Annotated in this window: 18 protein-coding genes and 2 tRNA genes; 6 read left to right on the forward strand and 14 right to left on the reverse strand. The window is 46.0% G+C overall.

The features are described 5' to 3' along the window. Window positions 1-308 precede the first annotated feature (308 nt). From ACQRBJ_RS13415 to ACQRBJ_RS13470, 12 genes are all read right to left on the reverse strand, one after another. Entirely contained in the window at window positions 309-578 is a 270-nt protein-coding gene (locus ACQRBJ_RS13415; RefSeq protein WP_445303906.1) for a DUF2442 domain-containing protein, read from the reverse strand. A 4-nt stretch (window positions 579-582) separates the two neighbouring features. Then, entirely contained in the window at window positions 583-873 is a 291-nt protein-coding gene (locus ACQRBJ_RS13420; RefSeq protein ID WP_445303907.1) for a DUF4160 domain-containing protein, read from the reverse strand. Next, complete coding sequence (locus tag ACQRBJ_RS13425; RefSeq protein ID WP_294967818.1) at window positions 866-1,159, reverse strand: nucleotidyltransferase domain-containing protein; 294 nt, start codon at window positions 1,157-1,159, stop codon at window positions 866-868. Before ACQRBJ_RS13425 ends, ACQRBJ_RS13420 begins: the two co-directional genes overlap by 8 nt. 402 nt (window positions 1,160-1,561) lie before the next feature. After that, a complete protein-coding gene (locus tag ACQRBJ_RS13430) occupies window positions 1,562-2,062 on the reverse strand; it encodes a pyruvate ferredoxin oxidoreductase (RefSeq protein ID WP_153122262.1) in 501 nt (166 codons plus the stop codon). Continuing rightward, complete coding sequence (locus ACQRBJ_RS13435; protein WP_445303908.1) at window positions 2,052-2,567, reverse strand: RNA polymerase sigma factor; 516 nt, start codon at window positions 2,565-2,567, stop codon at window positions 2,052-2,054. The genes ACQRBJ_RS13430 and ACQRBJ_RS13435 overlap by 11 nt, the downstream gene beginning before the upstream one ends. 250 nt (window positions 2,568-2,817) lie before the next feature. Further along, window positions 2,818-3,588 carry an acetylglutamate kinase gene (argB, locus tag ACQRBJ_RS13440; RefSeq protein ID WP_153122264.1) on the reverse strand — a complete coding sequence of 257 codons (771 nt, stop codon included), beginning with the start codon at window positions 3,586-3,588 and terminating at the stop codon, window positions 2,818-2,820. A gap of 103 nt (window positions 3,589-3,691) precedes the next feature. Next, window positions 3,692-5,584 carry a biosynthetic arginine decarboxylase gene (gene speA / locus ACQRBJ_RS13445; protein WP_294967823.1) on the reverse strand — a complete coding sequence of 631 codons (1,893 nt, stop codon included), beginning with the start codon at window positions 5,582-5,584 and terminating at the stop codon, window positions 3,692-3,694. 67 nt (window positions 5,585-5,651) lie between these two features. Then, complete coding sequence (locus ACQRBJ_RS13450; RefSeq protein ID WP_294967825.1) at window positions 5,652-6,179, reverse strand: shikimate kinase; 528 nt, start codon at window positions 6,177-6,179, stop codon at window positions 5,652-5,654. Between the two features lie 53 nt (window positions 6,180-6,232). Continuing rightward, on the reverse strand, window positions 6,233-8,560 hold the full coding sequence (gene topA / locus ACQRBJ_RS13455; protein WP_293631521.1) for a type I DNA topoisomerase: 2,328 nt from the start codon (window positions 8,558-8,560) through the stop codon (window positions 6,233-6,235). A 105-nt stretch (window positions 8,561-8,665) separates the two neighbouring features. Next, window positions 8,666-9,199 carry an NUDIX hydrolase gene (locus ACQRBJ_RS13460; RefSeq protein ID WP_445303909.1) on the reverse strand — a complete coding sequence of 178 codons (534 nt, stop codon included), beginning with the start codon at window positions 9,197-9,199 and terminating at the stop codon, window positions 8,666-8,668. A gap of 63 nt (window positions 9,200-9,262) precedes the next feature. Beyond that, window positions 9,263-10,720 (reverse strand): sialate O-acetylesterase, encoded by a 1,458-nt coding sequence (locus tag ACQRBJ_RS13465; protein ID WP_445303910.1) that lies wholly within the window; start codon window positions 10,718-10,720, stop codon window positions 9,263-9,265. 135 nt (window positions 10,721-10,855) lie between these two features. Then, entirely contained in the window at window positions 10,856-12,034 is a 1,179-nt protein-coding gene (locus ACQRBJ_RS13470; protein ID WP_445303911.1) for a thioredoxin-like domain-containing protein, read from the reverse strand. A 194-nt stretch (window positions 12,035-12,228) separates the two neighbouring features. Here ACQRBJ_RS13470 and pnp point away from each other — a divergent pair, with 194 nt between their 5' ends. Then, window positions 12,229-14,553: a polyribonucleotide nucleotidyltransferase gene (gene pnp, locus ACQRBJ_RS13475; RefSeq protein ID WP_217760753.1), complete on the forward strand. Its 2,325-nt coding sequence runs from the start codon at window positions 12,229-12,231 to the stop codon at window positions 14,551-14,553. 163 nt (window positions 14,554-14,716) lie between these two features. Here the strand turns inward: pnp and ACQRBJ_RS13480 are convergent. Together ACQRBJ_RS13480 and ACQRBJ_RS13485 are read right to left on the reverse strand one after the other, a co-directional pair. Continuing rightward, window positions 14,717-14,790: transfer RNA gene (locus tag ACQRBJ_RS13480), tRNA-Asn, on the reverse strand. A 50-nt stretch (window positions 14,791-14,840) separates the two neighbouring features. Continuing rightward, window positions 14,841-14,914: transfer RNA gene (locus ACQRBJ_RS13485), tRNA-Asn, on the reverse strand. Window positions 14,915-15,126: 212 nt separating this feature from the next. Between ACQRBJ_RS13485 and ACQRBJ_RS13490 the strand changes: the two genes are divergently transcribed. The 5 genes from ACQRBJ_RS13490 to sufB all read left to right on the forward strand — a co-directional run bounded on the left by ACQRBJ_RS13490 (window position 15,127) and on the right by sufB (window position 23,243). Next, window positions 15,127-16,791: a S41 family peptidase gene (locus ACQRBJ_RS13490; protein ID WP_295346388.1), complete on the forward strand. Its 1,665-nt coding sequence runs from the start codon at window positions 15,127-15,129 to the stop codon at window positions 16,789-16,791. A gap of 154 nt (window positions 16,792-16,945) precedes the next feature. After that, entirely contained in the window at window positions 16,946-17,413 is a 468-nt protein-coding gene (gene rimP / locus ACQRBJ_RS13495) for a ribosome assembly cofactor RimP (RefSeq protein ID WP_294968781.1), read from the forward strand. A gap of 3 nt (window positions 17,414-17,416) precedes the next feature. After that, window positions 17,417-18,679, forward strand: a complete 1,263-nt coding sequence (gene nusA / locus ACQRBJ_RS13500) for a transcription termination factor NusA (protein ID WP_153122273.1) — start codon at window positions 17,417-17,419, stop codon at window positions 18,677-18,679. Window positions 18,680-18,743: 64 nt separating this feature from the next. Then, a complete protein-coding gene (gene infB, locus ACQRBJ_RS13505; RefSeq protein WP_441936312.1) occupies window positions 18,744-21,653 on the forward strand; it encodes a translation initiation factor IF-2 in 2,910 nt (969 codons plus the stop codon). A 138-nt stretch (window positions 21,654-21,791) separates the two neighbouring features. Next, complete coding sequence (gene sufB, locus ACQRBJ_RS13510; protein WP_022120773.1) at window positions 21,792-23,243, forward strand: Fe-S cluster assembly protein SufB; 1,452 nt, start codon at window positions 21,792-21,794, stop codon at window positions 23,241-23,243. Window positions 23,244-23,280 lie beyond the last annotated feature (37 nt).

Consider the following 23,280-nt stretch of genomic DNA (forward strand, 5'->3'; position numbering starts at 1 on the left):
CATTATTGAATTATTAACGAACTATTGATAAATATATATACTTATTATTATATGTGAGTGGGGAGTAGTATGCATTTTCGGACTGTTAACTGTTAACCTGTTAACTCCCATCAGGAAAACCTCCCCATGGATAATCATGTTGCCACTATGGGTTGGTTCTGTTGTCTGCCCTTTTTCGGCAGAATAACCGTATTGATGTTCCAATACATGATAGGGCACATCATTATGATGCCCCACCACTTTGTCTTTTCCTATCCAATTAAGTGTTGGCATTATATCTATAGTTTATGGGAGTGAGGAGTAAGGACTTATGCCTCTTCATGTGCATAATTAGCGTAGTTACCTAAAATTTGTTCGATATGGATTACTTCTGGGCATGAATCCCATGTGAAGCCACCTCCCATTAGATACCAGTTGCTTCTTTCTTTAACAGGCACTTTCTTCATGCTTGGAAAAGCAGAAATAGGCATCGTTATAGAACGACCGTCTTGCAGGGTAACTTCAAACTTACCTCTCTTTGGGAAAGATACAGCCTTGATTTTAGGCTTCACATTCCAATAACCTTCATTCTGATACATATTTTTACTTTTTTATTTTTATTATTCTTATAGTTTTACCTTCCTTGAATTGCTTCCATTGGTAAAGCAGTTTAGTTTGGTATCTCTTTGCTATATCAAGAACCTCTTTGGCTTGTTTGTCAGTGAGGTCTCCTTGTTTTGCCATTTCTACTTCTGGATCCAACCAAATCTTACAGAGTTCTTCTGTTCCTCGCTTACCTACATGAACATGAGCTCTGTTCTCATGGAAATTTGTGTTATAGAACAGAAAGTTCCAAATGATTTTGGCTGTTATGTATAGAAGAACTTTAGGCATAAATCCCCTCCTTCATGATTCTTTGTTTAAGCAAGCCATTCATCCTGTCTCTTACCCTAACCATATCGACCATGGCTCCAAACAACTTTTCCAAGTCGGTTTGTATCAAGTCTAATGTCAAGAAAGAAGGAGCCTTGCCTTCGTAACAAACGTCAACATCACTCTCGTCAATCTGTTCACCACGAGCTACTGAGCCAAAGATGCCAATCTTTGTCAATCCATATTTTGAAGTAGCGATACTCTTGTACGACTTCAAAAGGTTTAGTATTTCAGATGTTGTCTTCATTGTTATAATATTTATGTCCTTCATTTCACTCTTTCATACCCTTCGTAATAGTACGACAGCTCGATGCCCTTGAAGATGACTTCTCGGTTACGTGATTTCATCTTGTAAGACGCCTTATTACGGACCCACTGCAAAAATACAAACTTTTTTCTAAACTCTCGCATAAATGAGGAAAATATTTTCATTTATCATTCGTTTTAAGTAATAAGTCCATTTGGTGCGTATTATCCGATAAAAGGCAACCCGTGAGGGCTGCCTCTTACCATATAGCAAGGGCTGCCAGTACATCCTGGCAGCCCTAATACGTTAGTATGTTATGAAAAATTTGAGAGAATTGAAACTTCACAGTTTCATAATTGTTTTACTAAACATGATTTTTATATAGAGAAAGCATAGAAATAACTACTTCAATATCGTAGGAGTTGCATTGGTGGTGCTCACCTGGTCGATGCCCGTGCGCTGCATGGAATCAACGGCAGCAGAATCGCCCATGGCTACGGAAACACCCTTTCCGCTCTTTGTATATCCTACGTTTTCAATCTGATTATCGACATCGTTCTGGAAAGGAACCTGAGCAGCATTGCCCAAGGTCAGGACGATAGCTACTACGGCAGCAGCCTTGAAGAGCGGCTTCAGGCGCTCTGTCAATGAAACCACCTTCGCCTTGTTTGGCTCCTTGGTGTATTCATCCTCAATCATCGCCATCATCTTCTGGTCGAAGTCATCACCCAATGTCTCATGCTTAGCCTCGCCCATTTCGTAAGAGAAGAGGGCTTTATATGGCTTCAGCTCGGCAGGCAACTCGTCCTGGCTGAAGAATGCGCGGAGAATCTCCTCCTCTTCGAGAGAAGTCTCTGCCTTCCAATAGCGGTCCAAAAGTTGGTTGATGTACTTATAATCCATAACTGTCGAATTGTTGAAATCTTTGTTTAACTGTTTGTCGAGCCCTGTAGATATTCACCTTGACCTGGTCTTCGGTGATGCTGAGGATGTCTGCTATTTCCTTATAGGATTTTCCTTCGATGTCTCGAAGTTGCAGACAGCTGCGCTGCTTCTCGGGCAGTTCATTAATGATGTTCCTTACGATGTCCAGCTTGTCTTTCTGAATCATGCGTTCGGAAGGAGTGGATGATGTCTCGTCGAGCCTTTCCGTGGTCTGCTCTTCCAGTGAATCGTTCTGATTATCCATCTTCTTGATGCGGTCGATCGAGAGGTTGCGGGCGATGGTGAGGCTGTAGGCCTCGATTGAGTCAAGCTCCTGCCATCTTTCGCGGGCATTCCAGACTTTAATCATCGTATCCTGCACAACGTCTTCCGCTTCCTCCCGGTTGAGAGTAATGCGAAGGGCCAGCTTGAAGAGTTTATTCTTCAGTGGCAAAACATCGTTTTGGAAACTGATTTTTTTCATCCCTCTATAATTAATGACGACTTACCTGTAAGAAAGTTACAGGCCAGTACTAAAAAAAGTTATTATTTAACAATCTCTAACAAATTTAGCGTGGAAAGCTTTTGCCCTTACTGGGCGATAGCAGCCCACATTCCTAACCCCAGGGGGCTACCCTGGGCTAAGAGCTTTTGGGCCTTAGCCCGTACTTGAACCACATGTGAAAGAGTAAAAAAGAAGAGTGATGAATTTTTCACTCTTCGTTCTTCACTTTTCACTTAATAACAGTTCCGTGCTTCCCGTCGATGGCGGTAGCGAGGGTGATAATCACCTCTTTCACACCTGCGTCGATGGCTGCAAGGGCATTCTCCAGTTTCGGAATCATGCCGCCTGCCACGGTACCGTCTGCTTTGTATCTCTCAAAATCGGCATGGGTAATCACTGGAATCACGCTGTCGTCATCCTCAGGATTGCTGAGTACGCCTTTCTTTTCAAAACTGTATATCAATGTCACGTCGTAGTAAGGAGCCAGAGCCTTGGCTGTCTCGCTTGCGATGGTGTCGGCATTGGTATTGAGGATATTGCCCTTTCCGTCGTGGGTCAATGGAGCCATCACGGGGGTAATGCCTTCGTTAATCAGGGTCTGGAGCATCTTGCCGTTGGCACGCTCCACGTCGCCTACGAATCCGAAGTCAATGCCGTCCTTCAATGGGCGCTTATGACTGTGGATTACGTCCATATCAGCACCTGTCAGGCCGAGGGCATTCACGCCGTTAGCCTGAAGCTTGGCAACCAGGTTCTTGTTGACCAAACCGCCATAAACCATGGTTACCACCTCCAGCATATCTGCATCGGTGATGCGACGGCCGTTTACCATCTTGCTCTCAATGCCGAGGGCTGCGGCTACCTTGGTGGCACGGCGTCCACCGCCATGTACCAATACTTTCTTGCCGGGAATGGCTGCAAAATCCTTCAGGAGCCGTGCCAGCTGCTCGCTGTCTTCAACGATGGCACCGCCAACCTTTACTACTGTTACTTTTTCCATATTGTTACTTTGAACTTTGAACATTGAACTTTGAGCTTTGAACATTGAACTTTATGATTAGTAAAGCAATTGAATTCTTCACTCTTCACTCTTCGTTCTTCACTTACTGAAGATATGTGTATCCAAAGAGACCATTGCGATAGGTGCCCAGGAATTCCTTACCCTCATCGAGAGAAATCTTGCCTTCCTTCACACTCTTGGTTACCCACTGCTCCAACTGGCGGACGAGCTTCTTAGGATTGTACTGTACGTAATCCAAAACCTCCTCCACGGTCTCGCCATCGAATATCTGGTCGATGCAGTACTTGCCATCCTTTACAGAGATGTGGGCTGCATTGGTGTCGCCGAAGAGATTGTGCATATCGCCCAGAATCTCCTGGTAGGCACCTACGAGGAACACACCGAGATAGTATGGTTCGTTCTTCTTCAATGGATGAAGTGGGAGAACGTTGCCGATATGACCGTCGGTTACGAAGTTGGCTATCTTTCCGTCGCTGTCGCAGGTGATGTCCTGCAAGGTAGCGTTGCGGGTAGGGCGCTCGTCCAGGCGCTGGATAGGCATGATAGGGAAGAGCTGGTCGATGGCCCAACTGTCTGGCAGGCTCTGGAACAGTGAGAAGTTACAGAAATACTTGTCGGCAAGAATCTTATCCAATCCTCTGAGCTCCTCAGGCACGTGCTTCATGTGCTTGGCAAGACTGTTGATCTCGTGGCACACGCTCCAGTACATCGCCTCAATCTCGGCACGGGTCTTCAAGTCTACGATGCCGTGAGAGAAGAGCTGTAAAGCCTCGTCGCGAATCTGCTCAGCATCGTGCCAGTCCTCCAGCATGTTGCGTGGATTCAGGTTGTCCCATATCTCATAAAGGTCCTTCACCAGCTGGTGGTCAGTTTCCTTTGCCTCAAACTCCTCTGGCATTTCCGGCAGGGAAGCAGTCTCCAAGACATCAATCACCAATACGGAGTGGTGGGCAGAGAGCGAACGGCCACTCTCGGTGATGAGGTTAGGATGCTCGATATTGTTCTTGTTGGCTGCATCAACGAAGGTGTAGACACAGTCGTTTACATACTCCTGGATAGAATAGTTCACGGAGCTCTCGCTGCTGGAAGAGCGGGTGCCGTCGTAATCCACGCCAAGACCACCGCCACAATCAACGAAATCTACATCGTAGCCCATCTTGTGGAGATTGATGTAGAACTGTGCAGCCTCTCGGAGAGCCGTCTGGATGCGGCGAATCTTGGTAATCTGGCTTCCGATGTGGAAGTGGATGAGGCGCAGGCAGTCGTGGAATCCCATCTCCTCAATCTTGTTGAGGGCGGTGAGCAGTTCGGCGCTTGTCAAACCGAACTTCGATGCATCGCCACCGCTCTCAGCCCATTTTCCTGAGCCGGAAGAAGCGAGCTTGATACGGATGCCGATGTTTGGCTTCACGTTGAGCTTGCTTGCCACCTTGGCGATGATGTCGAGCTCATTGAGCTTTTCTACCACGATGAAGATGCGCTTACCCATCTTCTGTGCCAGCAAGGCAAGTTCGATGTAGCTCTCATCCTTGTAGCCGTTGCAGATGATGAGCGAATCGCTCTGAGCCTGTACGGCGATAACGGCGTGGAGTTCAGGCTTGGAGCCTGCTTCCAGACCGAGGTTGAATTTCTTGCCGTGAGAAATAATCTCCTCAACGACTGGTTGCATCTGGTTCACTTTAATAGGATAGATGACAAAGTTTTCTCCCTTGTATCCATACTCTTCCTTTGCCTTTTGAAAACAGCTGGCTGTCTTCTCGATGCGGTTGTCGAGGATGTCTGGGAAACGGAGCAGTACGGGAGCGTTGATGTCGCGTAATGCCAACTCGTCCATGATGTCGCGCAAATCAATCTGCGTGTTATCCTTGCATGGAGTTACATAGACATCACCCTTGTCGTTGATGCCAAAGTAAGAAGTGCCCCAGCCACCGATGTTGTAGAGCTCCTTCGAGTCTTCAATAGTCCATTTCTTCATTTCTGTTCTTGTCTTGCTAGAAATCTGTTTGTTTATTTATGATATTACCTTATTATTATAGCCACGATTATACGTTCAGCATTTTCCGTATCTGCTCAACCATCCCGTTGATTTTGTCGAAGTCGTCCATCACATTGATGTCTATGATGTGTTTTGCCTTGTTGTAGAATGGTTCACGTAGCTTCAGTTGCTCACGGATGAAGATTTCAACCTCTTCGGGTGTTTTATTGAGCAGGAGAGGTCTCACTCCCTTGCCCATCTTCAAGTGGGTATGGAGTGTCTCTGGTGATGCTTTCAGATAGATGGTTTCACCTAATTGATTCATGTAGTCCATGTTGTCAAAGAAACATGGTGTTCCTCCACCGCAGCTCACTACTACGTTTTCAAACTCAGCTACCTCGTGGAGCATGTTGCGTTCAATTTTGCGGAACCCTTCTTCGCCTATTTCATCGAAAATCTGCTTCACGGTTTTTCTCATTCTACTCTCGATATACCAGTCGAGATCATAGAACATTACGCCAAGTTCTTTAGCGAGGGCTTTCCCGACTGTAGTCTTGCCGGCACCCATATATCCAATAATGATGATTGACTTCATTTCTTCAGTTTATTTCTTGCCATCGCTCTTTTTTGGGGCGATGGCAGATTCTCTTATTTCTTACGACCTCTGGTTTTTGGCTCAGGAGCTTCCTTGATGATGGTCATGCATTCATCATAGCTGAGCGCTTCAACGTTTTCCTGCTTTGCCTTAGGAATGCGATAGTTCTTTCCATCATAGGCAATGTATGGACCGTAACGGCCATTCAGGAGTTCCAGCTTGTCGTCTTCCTCGAAGGTCTTGATATGACGCTTTTCCTCGTTGGAGCGCTTTTCCTGGATGAGTTCGATAGCTCTTTCCAAAGTAATGGTCAGTGGATCATCTTCCTTAGGAATGGCTACATACTTGCGGTTGTGGAGCACGTATGGACCGAAACGGCCGGCACCGATGGTAACGGTAGTGCCTTCAAACTCACCAACTTCTCTTGGTAACTTAAAGAGCTCCAGCGCCTCGTCCAGCGTAATGGTCTCGATACTCTTGTCGGAAGGCAATTGGGCAAACAGAGGCTTGTCTTTATCGTCTGCACTTCCAATTTGTGCCACAGGACCGAAACGGCCTATCTTTACGTATACAGGACGTCCTGTCTTAGGATCCTTGCCCAGTTCGCGTTCGCCGGCTTTGTGCTCGCTGCGTGCATTCATGACTTCTTTCACTTCTGGCTCAAAACTCTTGTCGAAGTCTTTCATCCATTTGTTCCATTCAGTCTTTCCTGCAGCAATATCATCAAACTTCTGCTCTACGTTTGCTGTAAAGTTATAGTCCATGATGCTAGGGAAGTTGGCAATCAGGAAGTCATTTACCACGATGCCGATATCTGTAGGGAGGAGCTTGCCCTTCTCCGAACCAGCCATTTCCTTCTTGGTTTTCTGGGTAACCTTGATACCCTTCAGGGAATCTACAGTAAATGAACGTTCCACGCCCTGCTTGTCTCCCTTCACCACGTATTCACGCTGCTGGATGGTACTGATGGTTGGAGCATAGGTTGATGGACGGCCGATGCCTAAGTCTTCCAGTTTCTTGACGAGGCTGGCCTCTGTATATCTTGCAGGAGCCAGAGAGAATTTCTCTGTAGCAATAATCTCACGACGCTGCAAAGCATCGCCTTCTTTCATGGCAGGCAGGAGATGAGTTGCATCTTCTGCATTTTCATCCTCATCAGTAGATTCACGATAAACCTTGAGGAAACCATCGAAAGAAACAACTTCGCCATTGGCAATGAACTTTTCGCTTGCATTGTCGATATTGATGGTAATTGTTGTCTTCTCAATCAAGGCATCAGCCATCTGTGAAGCGAGTGTGCGCTTCCAGATCAGTTCATAGAGACGTTTTTCCTGACTGGTTCCATCGATGCTTGTCTCGTTCATGTATGTAGGGCGGATAGCCTCGTGAGCCTCCTGTGCTCCCTTAGAGCTGGTATGATAGGTGCGTGGCTTGCTGTAGTCGTTGCCATAAACCTTGATGATCTCATCCTTGCTTGCATTGGTGCAGAGGGAAGAGAGGTTTACGCTATCGGTACGCATGTAGGTGATTCGTCCACTCTCGTATAGGCGCTGTGCTACCATCATGGTCTGGCTTACGGTGAAGCCGAGCTTGCGGGCAGCTTCCTGCTGCAAGGTTGAGGTGGTAAAAGGTGGCGCCGGTGTACGCTTCAGTGGCTTCTTGCTCACTGTTTCTACAGAGAAGTTGGCGTCCTTACACTTCTCCAGGAAGGCTTCTACTTCTTCATGGGTTTTGAAACGTTGGTCAAGTTCTGCCTTTACCTCTGTAGCACCACCATTCTCATTGATGAGAGCGAAGATGGCGTTGACACGGTAGTATGGTTCGCTCTTGAACTTCTGAATCTCACGCTCACGTTCTACTATCAGACGTACGGCAACGCTTTGTACACGGCCGGCAGAGAGTGCAGGCTTCACCTTTCTCCACAATACAGGCGAAAGCTTGAAACCTACCAGACGGTCGAGTACACGGCGAGCCTGCTGGGCATTCACCAGGTTCATGTCCAGATGTCGTGGGTGCTCAATAGCGTCCAAGATGGCAGGTTTGGTAATTTCATGGAAGACGATACGGCTTGTCTTCTCCTCATCCAATCCGAGAACTTCGCAAAGGTGCCAGCTGATGGCTTCTCCCTCGCGGTCCTCATCGGATGCTAACCAAATCTTCTTGGCTTGCTTCGCTGTAGCTTTTAATTCTGTGACGAGTTTTTTCTTCTCCTCTGGAATCTCATAACAAGGTTCCATGGACTTCTCGTCTATACTGAGTTCCTTCTTCTTCAGGTCACGGATATGACCGTAAGAAGACATTACTTTAAAGTCTTTACCTAAAAACTCTTCGATTTTCTTGGCCTTTGCAGGGCTCTCGACGATTACTAAATTTTCTTGCATACGCTTCTACACAATTTCTTTTGGTCTGCAAAAGTAAATAAACTTTTTGCTTATACCTTATTATATAGCGATTTTTTTAGTTTTTTAAATGTTTCGGGGCTTTTTTCATTCTTTCGTCTTGTGTTTTGCAAGAAATTTGATGACTCCTTGTCTTACGGAACCTAATCCGAACTCTTCGGGATGGATGGCTTTAAGAGGAATCCAATAGGACTCTTCGGCATCGTCCATTGCTTCAACGTGAGAGAGGTCTTTTACCTTGACAATGTAGAACATATCAAGGGTGTGGACCAGAAAGCCGGAGTAAAGGTAGAGGTTGGGGATGCTGAACTGATAGTTTACTTCTATGGCGTCAAGCCCAGTTTCCTCTTTTACTTCTCTTGCCACGCCTTCTTCTCCGGTTTCGTCCATGTCGACAAAACCACCAGGCAGGTCGAGGGTTCCCTTGGCAGGTTCGTTCTTTCTGCGAACTACCAGAAGCTCGTCTTTCTCGTTGAGGATGAAGGCTACTGTGGCGCTGCTAGGGTTGAGATAGTAGGAGAATCCGCAGTCTGTGCATTTCTTGCTCTTGATGTTGTTGATTTCGAAGTTCGGGGATCCGCAAATGGGGCAAAACTTGAATTTATCTAATACGTGACTCATAATGTATATATTAAAGAACGGTCGGTCTTTGGATTAATCCAAGATCGACCGTTATGTTGTTGATTACCAGTTGTCTGTACGGAAAGGAAAGAGCGGAAGTCCACCGGCATTGGCCATGTTGCCAAGCTGGAAATTGCGGAAGCAATAGCGCAAAGCCACAGGCTTCTTTACCTTTGGGCTGGTTACGACGACGCACTCGTTCCATCCGTCGTTGCCACCTTCCTGCCAGAAATGCTTGGCTGTGGCAGGGTGGAATACCTTGTCTTCGCCTGCTACCTCGAAGCCCTTGATGCCTTCAAAACGGTTGTAGGCTCCGTAGGTGTTGTCGAAGTGAACCTTCACGGTGTCGCCTACTATCTTCATCTCCTTGAAGGTCATGCTTTCGCTGAAGAGTCCCTTTACTCCGTAGGTCTTGCTGAGCGCCTGGAGGGCAAGACGCTCGCCTACAGGCTGTTTCTGGCATGGATGTATCTGCTCCACTTCGTATGGGTAAACCAGGTCTTCGGTGCACACGATGCCGCTGTTAGGAATCACCTTGGCTGCGTTAAACTGCTGCTCGCGGAGTCTTGGTCCCCAGTCACCATTGACATCGCCATTATGATATGGTGCTATCTGAACGAAGTAGAATGGTAACTCTCCTTGTTTGAAATCACGACGCCATTGGGCTACAAGATCAGCAAGGCGCTGGGTATATTGACCTGCCGGGTCGCCTACGTTAGAACAGCCTTGGTAGAAGAGAATCCCCTTTACGCTGTAGTTGAGGATAGGATGGAAGGTTCCGTTGCCCCAAAGAAGAGGGTAGAGGAAGTCCCACTTGAACTTAGGATTCTTCGTCATCTTGAGGGAGTCGAGATCTTCTTTCGTGTTCTTTTTCAGATAGTCACGGTCTAACCAGCTTTCTACACGGCTTCCGCCCTTGTTGGCCATGACCAGACCTACAGGCACATCGAGTGCCTTGTTTACTACCTGGGCAAAGAAATAGCCAGTGGCAGAAGCATCGCCTACCGTCTCTGAATTGATGGTCTTCCATTCGCAGTTGGCGTCATCAAGAGGTTTGCTGCTCATCACGCTAGGAATCTTTACGTAGTGAACGCCCTTGTACTGATTGGCTTCAAGTACCACCTTGTTGTATCCTTCAACAGGACAGTTGCCGAATCCTTTTACGGGCATCTCCATGTTACTCTGACCTGCACAAACCCAAACTTCGCCTGCAAGAACATTGTTGATGGTAGTCTTCTCTCCATCATCAAATGTAATGGAGAGCGGGGTGTAGCTTGCCTTGGGTGTCAAGACTTTGACTGCCCATTTGCCGTCTTTCCCAGTTTGGGTAGAATAAATTCTTGAAGACCATGAGGTGCTTACCTTTACTGTTGTGCCTGGCTTGTCCCAGCCCCAAAGGTTGGCTTCTGAATCTTGTTGGATAATCATGTTGTCACCTAAGATATGTGGCAACTTTACTTTAGCCTGTGCTCCTGTCGTGATAAGAGCCAAAGCTGCTAATGCTAAAAATTTCTTATTCATTTTTTAGTGTTTAAAGTTTATTGTTGTTTATAAATTGTCTTTATCTTATAGAGCGAAATCTATAGCTTGAAGTTTAAGTTTGGAAGCTGGAAAAACTTTTCTGACTTTCAAACTTAAACTTCTGATTACCTATATTTATAGGAGATTTTTGATGGCTGCGTCTAAATCCTTAATCTGGGCGTCGCGAGCCTGCAAGGTGTTGTTTCTGTCAATGAGGAAGAAGGTAGGGATGCTTTGTACATTATATAAAGTCAAGCTTTTCCCCTGAATACCATTCTCGTCGCGTACACTAATCCATGGAAGGGCTGCTGTAGATGTTTTCCAGAAGTGTTCGTCCGGGTCTACTGATACCTGATAGATTTCCAGTCCGGCAGCATGGTACTTGTTGTAGAGTTCGCGGAGCATCATGATACGCTTGGTACTTTCGCTACTTGCGAAGGCATGGAAATCGAGCAATACTACCTTGCCCTTGAGGTCAGAGAGGCGGCGTATCTGTCCCTGATTGTCCTGTAAGGCAAGTTCTATGCAGCCGTTAACCTGTACCTTGCTGGCGTCAATCTTTTGCTGAGCCATCTGGTTTTCTATGATGCGGATATCCTTCATTCCTTCGATGGCGATATTGTGCAGGTTCTTGCCACGCTCTGCGCCTGGGTAATAAGTGTCCCAGCTGGTAGCTACGGCGGCGAACACCTTCACGTCTTCCTTGTTGTTGCGCGGATTGAATATGAGGGAATTCGTATTGCCGAGCTGGATAGTCTGGAAGAGAGCATAGTAAGATGAAGCCTGCATAGGAGCCTTGAAGATATAGTTCCTCTTGATATCTTGCTTGTAATCGTTCAGCATGCGGGCCACGATGACATCTACTGAGTCAACACCGATATTCGGATTCTTAACGATGCCGTTGATGTTGCTCTGCAGCAACATCTGCTTGAGTGACAATTCCTTGATGGTATTGCAGTTCTCTGAACCTTCTACCTCATACTTGTAACTCATCTGCGGATAAGCTGCCTTTACTGTAACAGTCTCGGTAGAGTCGATGCTGAGGTTGATGGTCTGGTTGGCGATGCGGAGTCGGTAGAATTCTGGAGTGATAGAATCCATTGCGTTTTCCTGGAAGTTGAAAGTACCATCTTCGCCCAGTTTTACGGAGTCTATTTTTACAGGGCCGTTAAGACTGATATTCTCCAGATAGAGCATAGAGTCCTTAGCCTCGGTAATAATACCGTTGATATGAAATTTCTTGTTGTTACAAGAAGTTAAAGCCAGGGCAGCGACCATAATCACTGCTGCTGAATAGAGTTTAGTTATCTTCATGAATTTATGATTTTGCAAAATTATCGACTGCAAAGGTAGTAATAAAATTGGTAATAATGCATCTTAGATAGATAAAATATTTAAAAAAGTTGAAAATAGTTGCTCATTTATTCGTTTATTAATTATTAAAGAGGTATCTTTGCACCGTTTTAGATATTTTAGATGTTAGACAAAACAATAAGTTTTTAATTTAGATGAACGTAATTACAAAAAGTGTTCAGTTGCCTGATGGAAGAACCATCACAATTGAGACCGGAAAAGTTGCAAAACAGGCTGATGGTGCTGCGGTTCTCCGCATGGGTAACACAGTGCTTCTCGCAACTGTTTGTGCAGCAAAGGATGCAGTTCCGGGTACAGATTTCATGCCTTTGCAAGTAGATTACCGTGAGCAGTACAGTGCTGCTGGTCGTTTCCCTGGTGGTTTCACCAAGCGCGAAGGCAAGGCTAGCGATGAGGAAATCCTTACCTCTCGCCTCGTGGACCGTGCTTTGCGTCCACTTTTCCCTTCTAACTACCATGCAGAAGTTTACGTACAGGTAATGTTGCTCTCAGCCGATGGTGTTGACCAGCCAGATGCCCTCGCAGGTTTCGCTGCTTCAGCTGCCATGGCTTGTTCAGATATTCCTTTCGAGCACTACATCTCTGAGGTTCGTGTAGCTCGAATCAATGGTGAGTATGTCGTTAACCCTACATTCCAGCAGATGGAAGAGGCTGACATGGATATCATGGTTGGTGCTACCAAGGACAATATCATGATGGTAGAAGGTGAGATGAAGGAAGTTGCTGAGCAGGATCTTATCGGTGCCCTCAAGGCTGCTGCCGAGGCTATCAAGCCTATGTGCGAGCTCCAGTATGAGTTGGCTAAGGAGAAGGGTACTGACGTGAAGCGTGAGTATGATCATGAGATCAACGACGAGGAACTCCGTGAGCAGATCAAGTCTGAGCTTTACAAGCCTGCTTATGATATCAACCACCAGGCTTTGGAGAAGCATGCTCGTCAGGATGCTTTCGACAAGGTTTTGGCTGACTTCCTTGAGAAGTATGACGCTGCTCATACCGATCTCTCTGAGGAAGACTTGGAGGAAAAGCACGCTGAGGCTACCCGCTACTATGATGACGTAATGCGCGATGCTATGCGTCGTTGCATCCTCGATGAGGGCTTGCGTCTTGATGGTCGTGCTACTACAGATATCCGCCCTATCTGGTGCGAGGTGTCTCCACTCCCAATGCCTCACGGAAGCGCTATCTTCCAACGTGGTGAGACCATGTCTCTCTCTACATGTACTCTTGGTACAAAGATGGACGAGAAGCTTATCGACGGTGTGCTCGAGAAGAGCTACCAGCGCTTCCTCCTTCACTATAACTTCCCTCCATTCTCTACAGGTGAGGCTAAGGCTCAGCGCGGCGTAGGTCGTCGTGAGATTGGTCACGGTCACTTGGCATGGCGTGGTTTGAAGGGTCAGATTCCTGCTGACTTCCCTTACACAGTACGTTTGGTAAGCCAGATTCTCGAGTCTAACGGTTCTTCTTCTATGGCTACTGTTTGTGCTGGAACTCTCGCCCTGATGGATGCAGGTGTTCCTATGAAGAAGCCAGTTTCAGGTATTGCTATGGGTCTTATCAAGAACCCAGGTGAGGACAAGTACGCTATCCTCAGTGATATCCTCGGTGATGAGGACCACTTGGGTGACATGGACTTCAAGACCACTGGTACCCGCGATGGTTTGACCGCAACACAGATGGATATCAAGTGCGACGGTTTGAGTTTCGAGATTCTTGAGGAGGCTTTGATGCAGGCTAAGGCTGGTCGTGAGCACATCCTCAACTGCATGATGGAGACAATCTCTGAGCCACGTGCTGAGATGAAACCACAGGTTCCACGTATCGTAGCATTCGATATTCCTAAGGAGTTCATCGGTGCTGTTATCGGCCCTGGTGGTAAGATTATCCAGCAGATGCAGGAGGATACTGGTGCTACTATCACTATCGAGGAGACTGATGGCAAGGGTCACGTACAGGTATCTGCTCCTAACAAGGATTCTATCGATGCAGCTTTGGCTAAGATTAAGGCTATCGTAGCTGTTCCTGAGGTTGGTGAGGTTTACGAGGGTACTGTCCGTTCTATCATGCCTTACGGTTGCTTCGTAGAGATTCTCCCTGGTAAGGATGGTTTGCTCCACATCTCTGAGATTGACTGGAAGCGTCTTGAGACAGTTGAAGAGGCTGGTATTAAGGAAGGCGACAAGATTAAGGTGAAGTTGATGGAGATTGATCCTAAGACTGGCAAGTACAAGCTCTCTCACCGTGTGTTGATGGAGAAGCCAGAGGGTTACGTAGAGCGTGAGCGTCGTCCACGTCCGGAGCGCGGTGAGCGTCGTGGCGGCCGTCGTGATGAGCGCCATGGTGAGGGTCGCGGTGAGCGTCCTGCTCGTCAGCCACGTCGTTATGAGCATCATAACGAAGAGCAGGCTCCAAAGGATTTTAACGATTCTTTGGACCATAACAATGATGTAGAATAGTACATTATAAGTGAAATATGTTAGGGTGCATCTTTTCCGAAAGGAGGAGATGCGTCTTTTTTATGTTTTGATGGGTGTGGAGTGGTCTGTTATAGTTGAATGGAAAAGTATATTGGGAAATAGATACAAAAAAAGTCATAAGATAAACTTATGACTCTTATTGCGCTTCAAGATGGGCTTGAACCAACGACCCCCTGATTAACAGTCAGGTGCTCTAACCAACTGAGCTATTGAAGCAATTTGCTATGAAAGAAGATGAGTTACGAGGCTAGCCTGAAACTCTCTTGCGCTTCAAGATGGGCTTGAACCAACGACCCCCTGATTAACAGTCAGGTGCTCTAACCAACTGAGCTATTGAAGCGTTTTTTGCATCAAGAACATAACGTTCCTTATTTGCGTGTGCAAAAGTACTAACTTTTCTTCATTCAACCAAATTTTTCTCTAACTTTTTTTATTTTTTTCTTAAAAAAGTGCATTTTTGAGCAGTTTTCACTACTTTTTGCATCAAAGATGGCGGTTTTCAAGAAGAAATGAGTAATTTTGTGGGCGAATATATAATACAATAAAATAATGATGAAAAAACTATTGATTTCATTGCTTATGGTGCTCCTTGCAGCGCCAACTTATGCACAAATAGATAAGGATCACGATTTTAAAGTGGCGAAGAACATGGATATATTCAATGCCATTTATAAGAATCTTGATTTGATGTACGTGGATACGCTCGATGCGGAAGAAGTGGTAGGCAATGGTGTCAAGGCGATGTTGGGAAGTCTTGATCCTTATACCACATACTATCCGGAATCGAAAGTCAATGAGTTGAAAAATATGCTCACCGGTAAATATGCGGGTGTGGGTGCTGTGATACGCTATAACTTTCAGTTACAGCGTGTCTGTATCAGCGAACCATATGAGAATATGCCGGCTGCTGAGGCAGGATTGAAGAAGGGGGATATTATCTTGAGTATCGATGATGAGAGTATGACCGACAAGGATGTGAGTTATGTGAGCGACCATCTTCGTGGTGATCCTGGTACGTCTTTCATATTGAAGGTAAAGCGACCAAGTACAGGCAAGATTCTCAAGGTAAAGGTTACTCGCCGTACCATCCAGATGCCGTTCCTTCCTTATTACGGTATGTTGGAGGGTGGTATCGGCTATATCAACTTCAATTCCTTTACAGATAATTGCGCCAAGGATGTGCGTCGTGCCTTCATCGATTTGAAAAAGCAGGGGGCTAAGAGTCTTATTTTTGACCTTCGTACCAATGTAGGTGGTTCTGTAAGTGAGGCTGTGAATATTATCAATATGTTCTTGCCGAAGGGAAAGACTGTGTTGGAGATGAAGGGTAAGTTGCAGCGTTCCAATAATGTATATAAGACCAAGGTTGAACCTGTTGACTCTCTGATGCCAATGGTTGTGTTGGTAAGCAACAATACGGCGAGTGCCAGTGAAATCATGAGTGGTAGCTTACAGGACTATGATCGTGCAGTTATATTAGGTACGCGCACGTATGGAAAGGGATTGGTACAGTCAACCATGGATTTGCCATATAATGGTCAGATGAAGTTGACCACTGCTAAGTATTACATTCCTAGTGGCAGATGTGTGCAGGCGCTCAACTACAAGCATGCTAAGGGCGGTTATGTGGAGCACGTTCCAGATTCTCTTACCAAGGTTTTCTATACCGCCGGAGGCAGAAAGGTGCGTGACGGTGGTGGTGTTAAGCCTGATGTGGAAGTGAAGCCGGATTCGTTGCCTAATATTGCATTTTATCTGGCTGGTGCCCGTGATAGTAACGAGGTGATGCTCAATTATGAGGTAGATTATATTGCCAAGCATCCTACCATTGCACCAGCTAAAGACTTTGCTCTTACCGATGCTGATTATGATGAGTTTAAGGCTCGTGTACTAAAGGCAGATTTTAAGTACGACCGTGAGACGGAAAAGTATCTGAAGGATTTGGAGAAACTGGCTAAGTTTGAGGGCTATTACGATGATGCCAAGCCCGAGTTTGAAGCATTGAAGAAAAAGCTGAGTCACAATGTGGCAAAAGATCTGGATTACAACAAGACATATATCAAGCAGCTTTTGGAAAACGAGATAGTGGCAGCTTACTATTTCCAGGCAGGAGCCATACAGAATTCTTTACGTTACGATAAGCAGGTGAAGGCTGCTATGAAGTTGCTTCAATCACCTGAAGAATACGAAAAAATACTGCATCCAGTGAAAAAATAAGTATAAAAACCTGCACAATCAATTAAAAATGCGCAGGTTATGAATAAAAAACAGGAAAATCTTTGGAGAATTTCGAAAATATTCGTAATTTTGCAAACGTTCAGTGGAATGAGGGGCTCGAATGAGTTCCTCATTTTATTTTAATAAGGTATTTATGATTGATAAAAACGTCGTTAAAAAATTAGTTGAAGAATGGCTCCAAGATAAGGAATATTTCTTGGTTAGCGTTGAAATCAGTCCGGACAATCGAATCGTGGTAGAGATAGACCATGCTGATGGTGTGTGGATTGAGGATTGTGTTGCCCTCAGTAGATATATTGAGGAACGCTTGAGTCGTAATGAGGAAGATTATGAACTGGAAGTTGGTTCTGCTGGTCTTGGTCAACCATTCAAGGTTCCACAGCAGTATATCAACTTCGTTGGTAAGGAGGTAGAGGTGCTTGATGCTGATGGTGTCAAAGTAAAGGGCATCTTGAAAGCTGTGGACGGAAATGATTTCACAGTAGGCGTAGAGGAAAAGGTAAAGGTTGAGGGAAAAAAACGTCCTGTTAAGCAGGAGGTTGACCACGTTTATCAAATGGATAAAGTAAAGTATACAAAATATTTAATCAGTTTTAAATAAGCTATGGCTAAAAAAGATCAGGAAATTACAGCGAGTATGATTGATACATTCCGCGAGTTTAAAGAAACCAAGAATATCGACCGTACTACATTGGTAAGTGTGTTGGAGGAAAGTTTCCGCAACGTTCTTGCTAAGATTTTCGGTAGTGATGAGAATTTCGATGTTATCGTTAACCCTGACAAGGGCGATTTCGAGATCTATCGCAATCGTGTTGTTGTTGCTGACGGTGAAGTAGAGGACGAAAATAAGGAAATAACACTTACTGAGGCGCGCAAGATTGAGCCTGACTACGAGGTAGGTGAGGATGTAAGTGAGAAGGTTGATTTCAATAAGTTTGGTCGCCGTGCTATCTTGACTCTTCGCCAGACTTTGGCTTCTAAGATTCTTGAGTTGGAACACGATTCTCTTTTCAATAAGTACAAGGATCGTGTAGGACAGATCATTTCTGGTGAGGTTTACCAGGTTTGGAAGCGTGAGGTACTTATCGTAGACGATGAGAACAATGAACTTATCTTGCCTAAGACAGAGCAGATTCCTGGCGATATGTATCGTAAGGGCGAGACCGTTCGTGCAGTCATCGACCGCGTTGATAATGATAACAATAATCCTAAGATTATCTTGAGCCGTACAGCTCCTGCTTTCTTGCAGCGTTTGTTGGAGGCTGAAGTTCCTGAGATTGCAGAGGGCTTGATCGCTATCCGTCGTATTGCTCGCCTTCCTGGAGAACGCGCAAAGATTGCTGTTGAAAGCTTTGATGAGCGTATCGACCCAGTTGGAGCTTGTGTCGGTGTGAAGGGTAGTCGTGTTCACGGTATCGTACGTGAATTGAACAACGAGAATCTTGATGTTGTCAATTATACTGACAATGCCAAACTGTTCATTCAGCGTGCTTTGGCTCCTGCAGCCATTACTTCTGTAAACATCGATGATGAGAACAAAAAGGCTGAAGTGTTCTTGAAGCCTGATCAGGTGAGCAAGGCTATCGGTCGTGGCGGTATGAACATCAAGTTGGCTTCCATGCTGACAGAGTATACTATCGATGTATTCCGCGAAGTGGATGATAATGAAGCTGATGAGGATATCTACTTGGATGAATTCTCTGATGAGATTGACCAGTGGGTGATTGATGCCATCAAGGGCATTGGTCTCGATACAGCTAAGCAAGTACTCAATGCTCCACGCAACTTGTTGATTGAGAAGGCAGATTTGGAGGAAGAGACTGTCGACAATGTCATCAATGTATTGCGTACCGAATTCGAACAATAATTCCCTAGCTTGCTAGTGCTTGCTGGGAATCTAATTAAATTAAATAGGAGATAAATAAATATATATGAGCATCAGATTAAATAAAGCACTACGTGAATTAAATATAGGTCTTCAAACGGCAGTTGAATTCCTTGAAAATAAAAAAGAACTGGGAGAGGTGAAGGCTGAACCGAGCTTCAAAATCAGCGATGAGCAGTATCAGGCATTGAATGATGCCTTTAGCAAAGATAAGGAAGTTCGTGATCAGGCAGAGAAGCTCTTTACCAAAAAAACTAAGGATAAGAAACGTGCGCCAGAACAGAAGGACAATCGTTCCGAGAACGTATTGGAGTCGGGCAGACAGCAGTATAAGCCGCTGGGCAAGATCGACTTGGATAGTCTCGGTAAGAAATCTGCTGTTCAGTCTGTTGCTGATAAGCCAGAGGTGCATGAGCAAGAGACTGCTGCCGTCAGTCCTGCGCCTAATAAAGAGATAGTAAAGGCTGAAAATAAGGATGAGAAGAGACAACAGAATGTCTCTCAACATAAACAGAATATGAAACAGGAGAATCAGCAAAAAACACAACAGGCAAAATCGCATGAATCTAAGGGGCTGCAGAATGGCCATAATCAGCAGAAAGCTGCACATCACAAGGGAGACAACCAACCTTCTAAGGTAGATAACAAGACTCAGCAGGATCAGACTGCTGTAGCTTTAGGGGGCTCTAGTGTCTTTACTTTGAAAAGTGAGAAGAAAATGTCTTCTAACGAACCTAAGGTGTTAGGTAAGATTGACCTTTCTTCTTTGAATCAGAGCACTCGTCCTAAGAAGAAGTCTAAGGAGGAGCGCCGTAAGGAACGTGAGGAAAAATTGGCTCAGCAGCACAGCGAGCGTAAGAAGCGTGTTCGTATTAACAAAGAGCGTGTTGACATCAATGCCGAAGCAAAGAATAATAATGGCGATGGTGGTAATGGCCAGAATAGAGGTAATAATGGTGGCAACAAAAAGAACAGAAACAAGAACAGAAATAATAATAACAATAATAATAAGGGCAATAACAACAACCGCGGCAACCAGCGCCAGATTGAGGTGGACGACGAGGCTGTAGCACGCCAGGTTAAGGAGACTCTTGCCCGTTTGACCAGCAAGAGCCAGAACAAGAAGGGTGCTAAGTATCGTAAGGAGAAGCGTGAGGCTGTTCAGGAGAAGTTGCAGGATCAGGCTCGTCAGGAGCAGAAGGAAAGCAAGACCCTGAAGCTCACTGAGTTCGTTACCGTTAGCGAGTTGGCTACGATGATGGATATCAGCGTTACTCAGGTTATCTCTACCCTGATGGGTGTAGGTATCATGGTTTCTATCAACCAGCGTCTGGATGCTGAAACCATCAACATGGTGGCTGAGGAGTTCGGCTTCAAGACAGAATACGTAAGTGCAGAGGTTCAGGAAGCCGTGAGCGAGGAAGAGGATGATGAGAACGACTTGGTTCCTCGTGCTCCAATCGTAACCGTGATGGGTCACGTAGATCATGGTAAGACCTCTTTGCTCGACTATATCCGCAATACCAATGTGATTGCCGGTGAGGCGGGTGGTATTACCCAGCATATCGGTGCCTACAGTGTGACTCTGAACAGCGGTCGCAAGGTTACATTCCTTGATACTCCAGGTCACGAGGCGTTTACCGCCATGCGTGCCCGTGGTGCTCAGGCTACCGATATCGCCATCATCATCATCGCAGCCGATGACTCCGTGATGCCTACTACCAAGGAGGCTATCGCCCATGCTCAGGCTGCCGGTGTGCCAATGGTATTCGCTATCAACAAGATTGATAAGCCAGGGGCTAATCCAGACCGTATCCGTGAGGACTTGGCTAACATGAACCTGCTCGTTGAGGAGTGGGGTGGTAAGTATCAGTGCCAGGAAATCAGTGCCAAGAAGGGTATCGGTGTTCACGATTTGCTCGACAAGGTGCTCCTCGAGGCTGATATGCTCGACTTGAAGGCTAACCCTAACCGTCGTGCCACAGGTACCATCATTGAGTCTTCACTTGACAAGGGTCGTGGATATGTTTCTACCGTATTGGTTGCCAATGGTACCTTGAAGGTTGGTGATATTGTTCTCGCCGGTACTTCTTGGGGGCGTGTGAAGGCGATGTTCAATGAGCGTAATGCCAATATCAAGTCAGCGGCTCCTGCAGAGCCAGCTATCATCCTCGGTTTGAATGGTGCGCCTACAGCAGGTGACCAGTTCCACGTAATCGAGACAGAGCAGGAGGCTCGCGAAATCGCCAACAAGCGTGAGCAGTTGCAGCGTGAACAGGGCTTGCGTACTCAGAAGCGCTTGACCTTGGGTGATATCTCTCACCGTATCGCACGTGGTGAGTTCCACGAGTTGAACGTCATCGTAAAGGGTGATACCGATGGTTCTGTTGAGGCATTGAGCGACTCATTCATCAAGCTTTCTACCGAGAAGGTTCAGGTGAACGTTGTCAACAAGGCAGTAGGTCAGATTTCAGAGAACGACGTGATGCTGGCATCTGCTTCAGATGCAGTCATCGTTGGTTTCCAGGTTCGTCCATCTGCCGATGCTCGCAAGGCTGCCGACCGTGAGGGTGTTGAAATCAACACATACTCTATCATCTACGATGCTATCGACGATATCAAGAGCGTGATGGTAGGTATGCTCGACAAGGTGAAGAAGGAAATCGTTACCGGTCAGGTTGAGGTTAAGCAGACCTTCAAGATTTCCAAGGTGGGTACTATTGCCGGTGGTCTTGTTACCGAGGGTAAGGTACACGCTAAGGATAAGGCTCGCGTCATCCGTGACGGTATCGTAATCCGTACTGCAGAAATCGGTGCCTTGAAGCGTTACAAGGACGATGTCAAGGAGGTGGTTACCGGTATGGAGTGCGGTTTGAGCCTCGTCAACTACAACGATATCCAGGAAGGCGACGTTATCGAGACTTTCACTGAGATCGAGGTAGAGCAGAAACTTTAATAAAGTGAAGAGTGAAGAACGAAGAGTGAAGAATTCATTTGTCTTTTCGCTCTATCCTATATATAATAAGGTAGGGATGAGTCCTCAGCGGCTTATCCCTATTTAGGGTTAAAATAACGAAAGGTTATTCTAAATAAAATGGCAGAAATAGAGAAAGAACAGAATCAGGTTGTCAAGGATGTGATAGACCAGAAATACGAGTATGGTTTTACCACCGATGTACATACTGAAATCATAGAAAAGGGTCTCAACGAGGATGTTGTGCGCCTGATCTCGCAGAAGAAGGGAGAGCCAGACTGGATGCTCGAATTTCGTCTGAAAGCCTACAATTACTGGAAGACGCTCAAGGAGCCAAAGTGGGGACACGTTCACGTGCCACCTATTGACTACCAGGAGATTTCATACTATGCTGACCCTTTGGCAAAGAAGCCGAAGAACAAGGAGATTGATCCTGAGTTGGAGAAGACATTCGATAAACTCGGTATTCCTCTGGAGGAGCGTCTGGCTTTGAGCGGTACCGCCGTAGATGCCATCATGGACTCTGTGTCGGTAAAGACTACCTTCAAGGAGAAACTCCGTGAGAAAGGTGTCATCTTCTGCAGTATCGGTGAGGCTGTGAAGGAGCATCCTGATTTGGTAAGAGAGTATCTGGGAACCGTGGTTCCTTATCGTGATAACTTTTATGCAGCCTTGAACAGTTGCGTATTCAGTGATGGCTCATTCGTTTATATTCCTAAGGGCGTCCGCTGTCCGATGGAGTTGAGCAGTTACTTCCGCATCAATGCCCGTAACACCGGTCAGTTTGAGCGTACATTGATTATCGCTGATGATGATGCTTACGTTTCTTACCTGGAGGGATGTACAGCGCCAATGCGTGATGAGAATCAGCTTCATGCGGCTATTGTCGAGATAATTGTCAAGGACAATGCTGAGGTGAAATACTCTACTGTTCAGAACTGGTATCCTGGTGATGAGCATGGTAAGGGTGGTGTGCTGAACCTGGTAACCAAGCGAGGCGACTTGCGTGGTGTGAACTCTAAGTTGAGCTGGACTCAGGTAGAGACGGGTTCTGCGATTACCTGGAAGTATCCTTCCTGCATCTTGCGTGGCGACAACTCTGTAGCTGAGTTCTACAGTGTGGCTGTTACCAACAACTATCAGGAGGCTGATACCGGTACCAAGATGATTCACATGGGTAAGAACACCAAGAGTACCATCATCTCTAAGGGTATTTCGGCAGGACATAGCCAGAATTCCTATCGTGGATTGGTTCGTGCCACATCCAATGCCGACAATGCACGCAACTATAGTTCCTGCGACTCTTTGTTGCTGGGCAGCGATTGTGGAGCGCATACCTTCCCATATATGGATGCCCATAACGACACAGCCGTGTTCGAGCATGAGGCAACTACCTCGAAGATTTCAGAAGACCAGCTCTTCTATTGTAATCAGCGAGGCATTCCTACCGAGGAGGCTGTCGGCTTAATCGTAAACGGTTATGCCAAGGACGTGCTCAACAAGTTGCCTATGGAGTTTGCCGTTGAGGCACAGAAACTCCTGAGTGTTTCACTCGAAGGAACCGTAGGATAGTTATCATAATTCTCGATGAAATCGATAAAAATTGACT

Source organism: Prevotella sp. SGI.167 (assembly GCF_050313615.1).
GTDB lineage: Bacteria > Bacteroidota > Bacteroidia > Bacteroidales > Bacteroidaceae > Prevotella.

What these genes read in the sequence shown, in the direction of transcription:
- ACQRBJ_RS13425 (WP_294967818.1), bottom strand. Translation starts at nt 1,159, where the DNA reads ATGAAGACAACATCTGAAATACTAAACCTTTTGAAGTCGTACAAGAGT.
- sufB (WP_022120773.1), top strand. Translation starts at nt 21,792, where the DNA reads ATGGCAGAAATAGAGAAAGAACAGAATCAGGTTGTCAAGGATGTGATA.
- ACQRBJ_RS13430 (WP_153122262.1), bottom strand. Translation starts at nt 2,062, where the DNA reads ATGGATTATAAGTACATCAACCAACTTTTGGACCGCTATTGGAAGGCA.
- pnp (WP_217760753.1), top strand. Translation starts at nt 12,229, where the DNA reads ATGAACGTAATTACAAAAAGTGTTCAGTTGCCTGATGGAAGAACCATC.
- ACQRBJ_RS13420 (WP_445303907.1), bottom strand. Translation starts at nt 873, where the DNA reads ATGCCTAAAGTTCTTCTATACATAACAGCCAAAATCATTTGGAACTTT.
- topA (WP_293631521.1), bottom strand. Translation starts at nt 8,560, where the DNA reads ATGCAAGAAAATTTAGTAATCGTCGAGAGCCCTGCAAAGGCCAAGAAA.
- ACQRBJ_RS13465 (WP_445303910.1), bottom strand. Translation starts at nt 10,720, where the DNA reads ATGAATAAGAAATTTTTAGCATTAGCAGCTTTGGCTCTTATCACGACA.
- ACQRBJ_RS13490 (WP_295346388.1), top strand. Translation starts at nt 15,127, where the DNA reads ATGAAAAAACTATTGATTTCATTGCTTATGGTGCTCCTTGCAGCGCCA.
- argB (WP_153122264.1), bottom strand. Translation starts at nt 3,588, where the DNA reads ATGGAAAAAGTAACAGTAGTAAAGGTTGGCGGTGCCATCGTTGAAGAC.
- infB (WP_441936312.1), top strand. Translation starts at nt 18,744, where the DNA reads ATGAGCATCAGATTAAATAAAGCACTACGTGAATTAAATATAGGTCTT.
- ACQRBJ_RS13470 (WP_445303911.1), bottom strand. Translation starts at nt 12,034, where the DNA reads ATGAAGATAACTAAACTCTATTCAGCAGCAGTGATTATGGTCGCTGCC.
- ACQRBJ_RS13460 (WP_445303909.1), bottom strand. Translation starts at nt 9,199, where the DNA reads ATGAGTCACGTATTAGATAAATTCAAGTTTTGCCCCATTTGCGGATCC.
- ACQRBJ_RS13450 (WP_294967825.1), bottom strand. Translation starts at nt 6,179, where the DNA reads ATGAAGTCAATCATCATTATTGGATATATGGGTGCCGGCAAGACTACA.
- nusA (WP_153122273.1), top strand. Translation starts at nt 17,417, where the DNA reads ATGGCTAAAAAAGATCAGGAAATTACAGCGAGTATGATTGATACATTC.
- rimP (WP_294968781.1), top strand. Translation starts at nt 16,946, where the DNA reads ATGATTGATAAAAACGTCGTTAAAAAATTAGTTGAAGAATGGCTCCAA.
- speA (WP_294967823.1), bottom strand. Translation starts at nt 5,584, where the DNA reads ATGAAGAAATGGACTATTGAAGACTCGAAGGAGCTCTACAACATCGGT.
- ACQRBJ_RS13435 (WP_445303908.1), bottom strand. Translation starts at nt 2,567, where the DNA reads ATGAAAAAAATCAGTTTCCAAAACGATGTTTTGCCACTGAAGAATAAA.
- ACQRBJ_RS13415 (WP_445303906.1), bottom strand. Translation starts at nt 578, where the DNA reads ATGTATCAGAATGAAGGTTATTGGAATGTGAAGCCTAAAATCAAGGCT.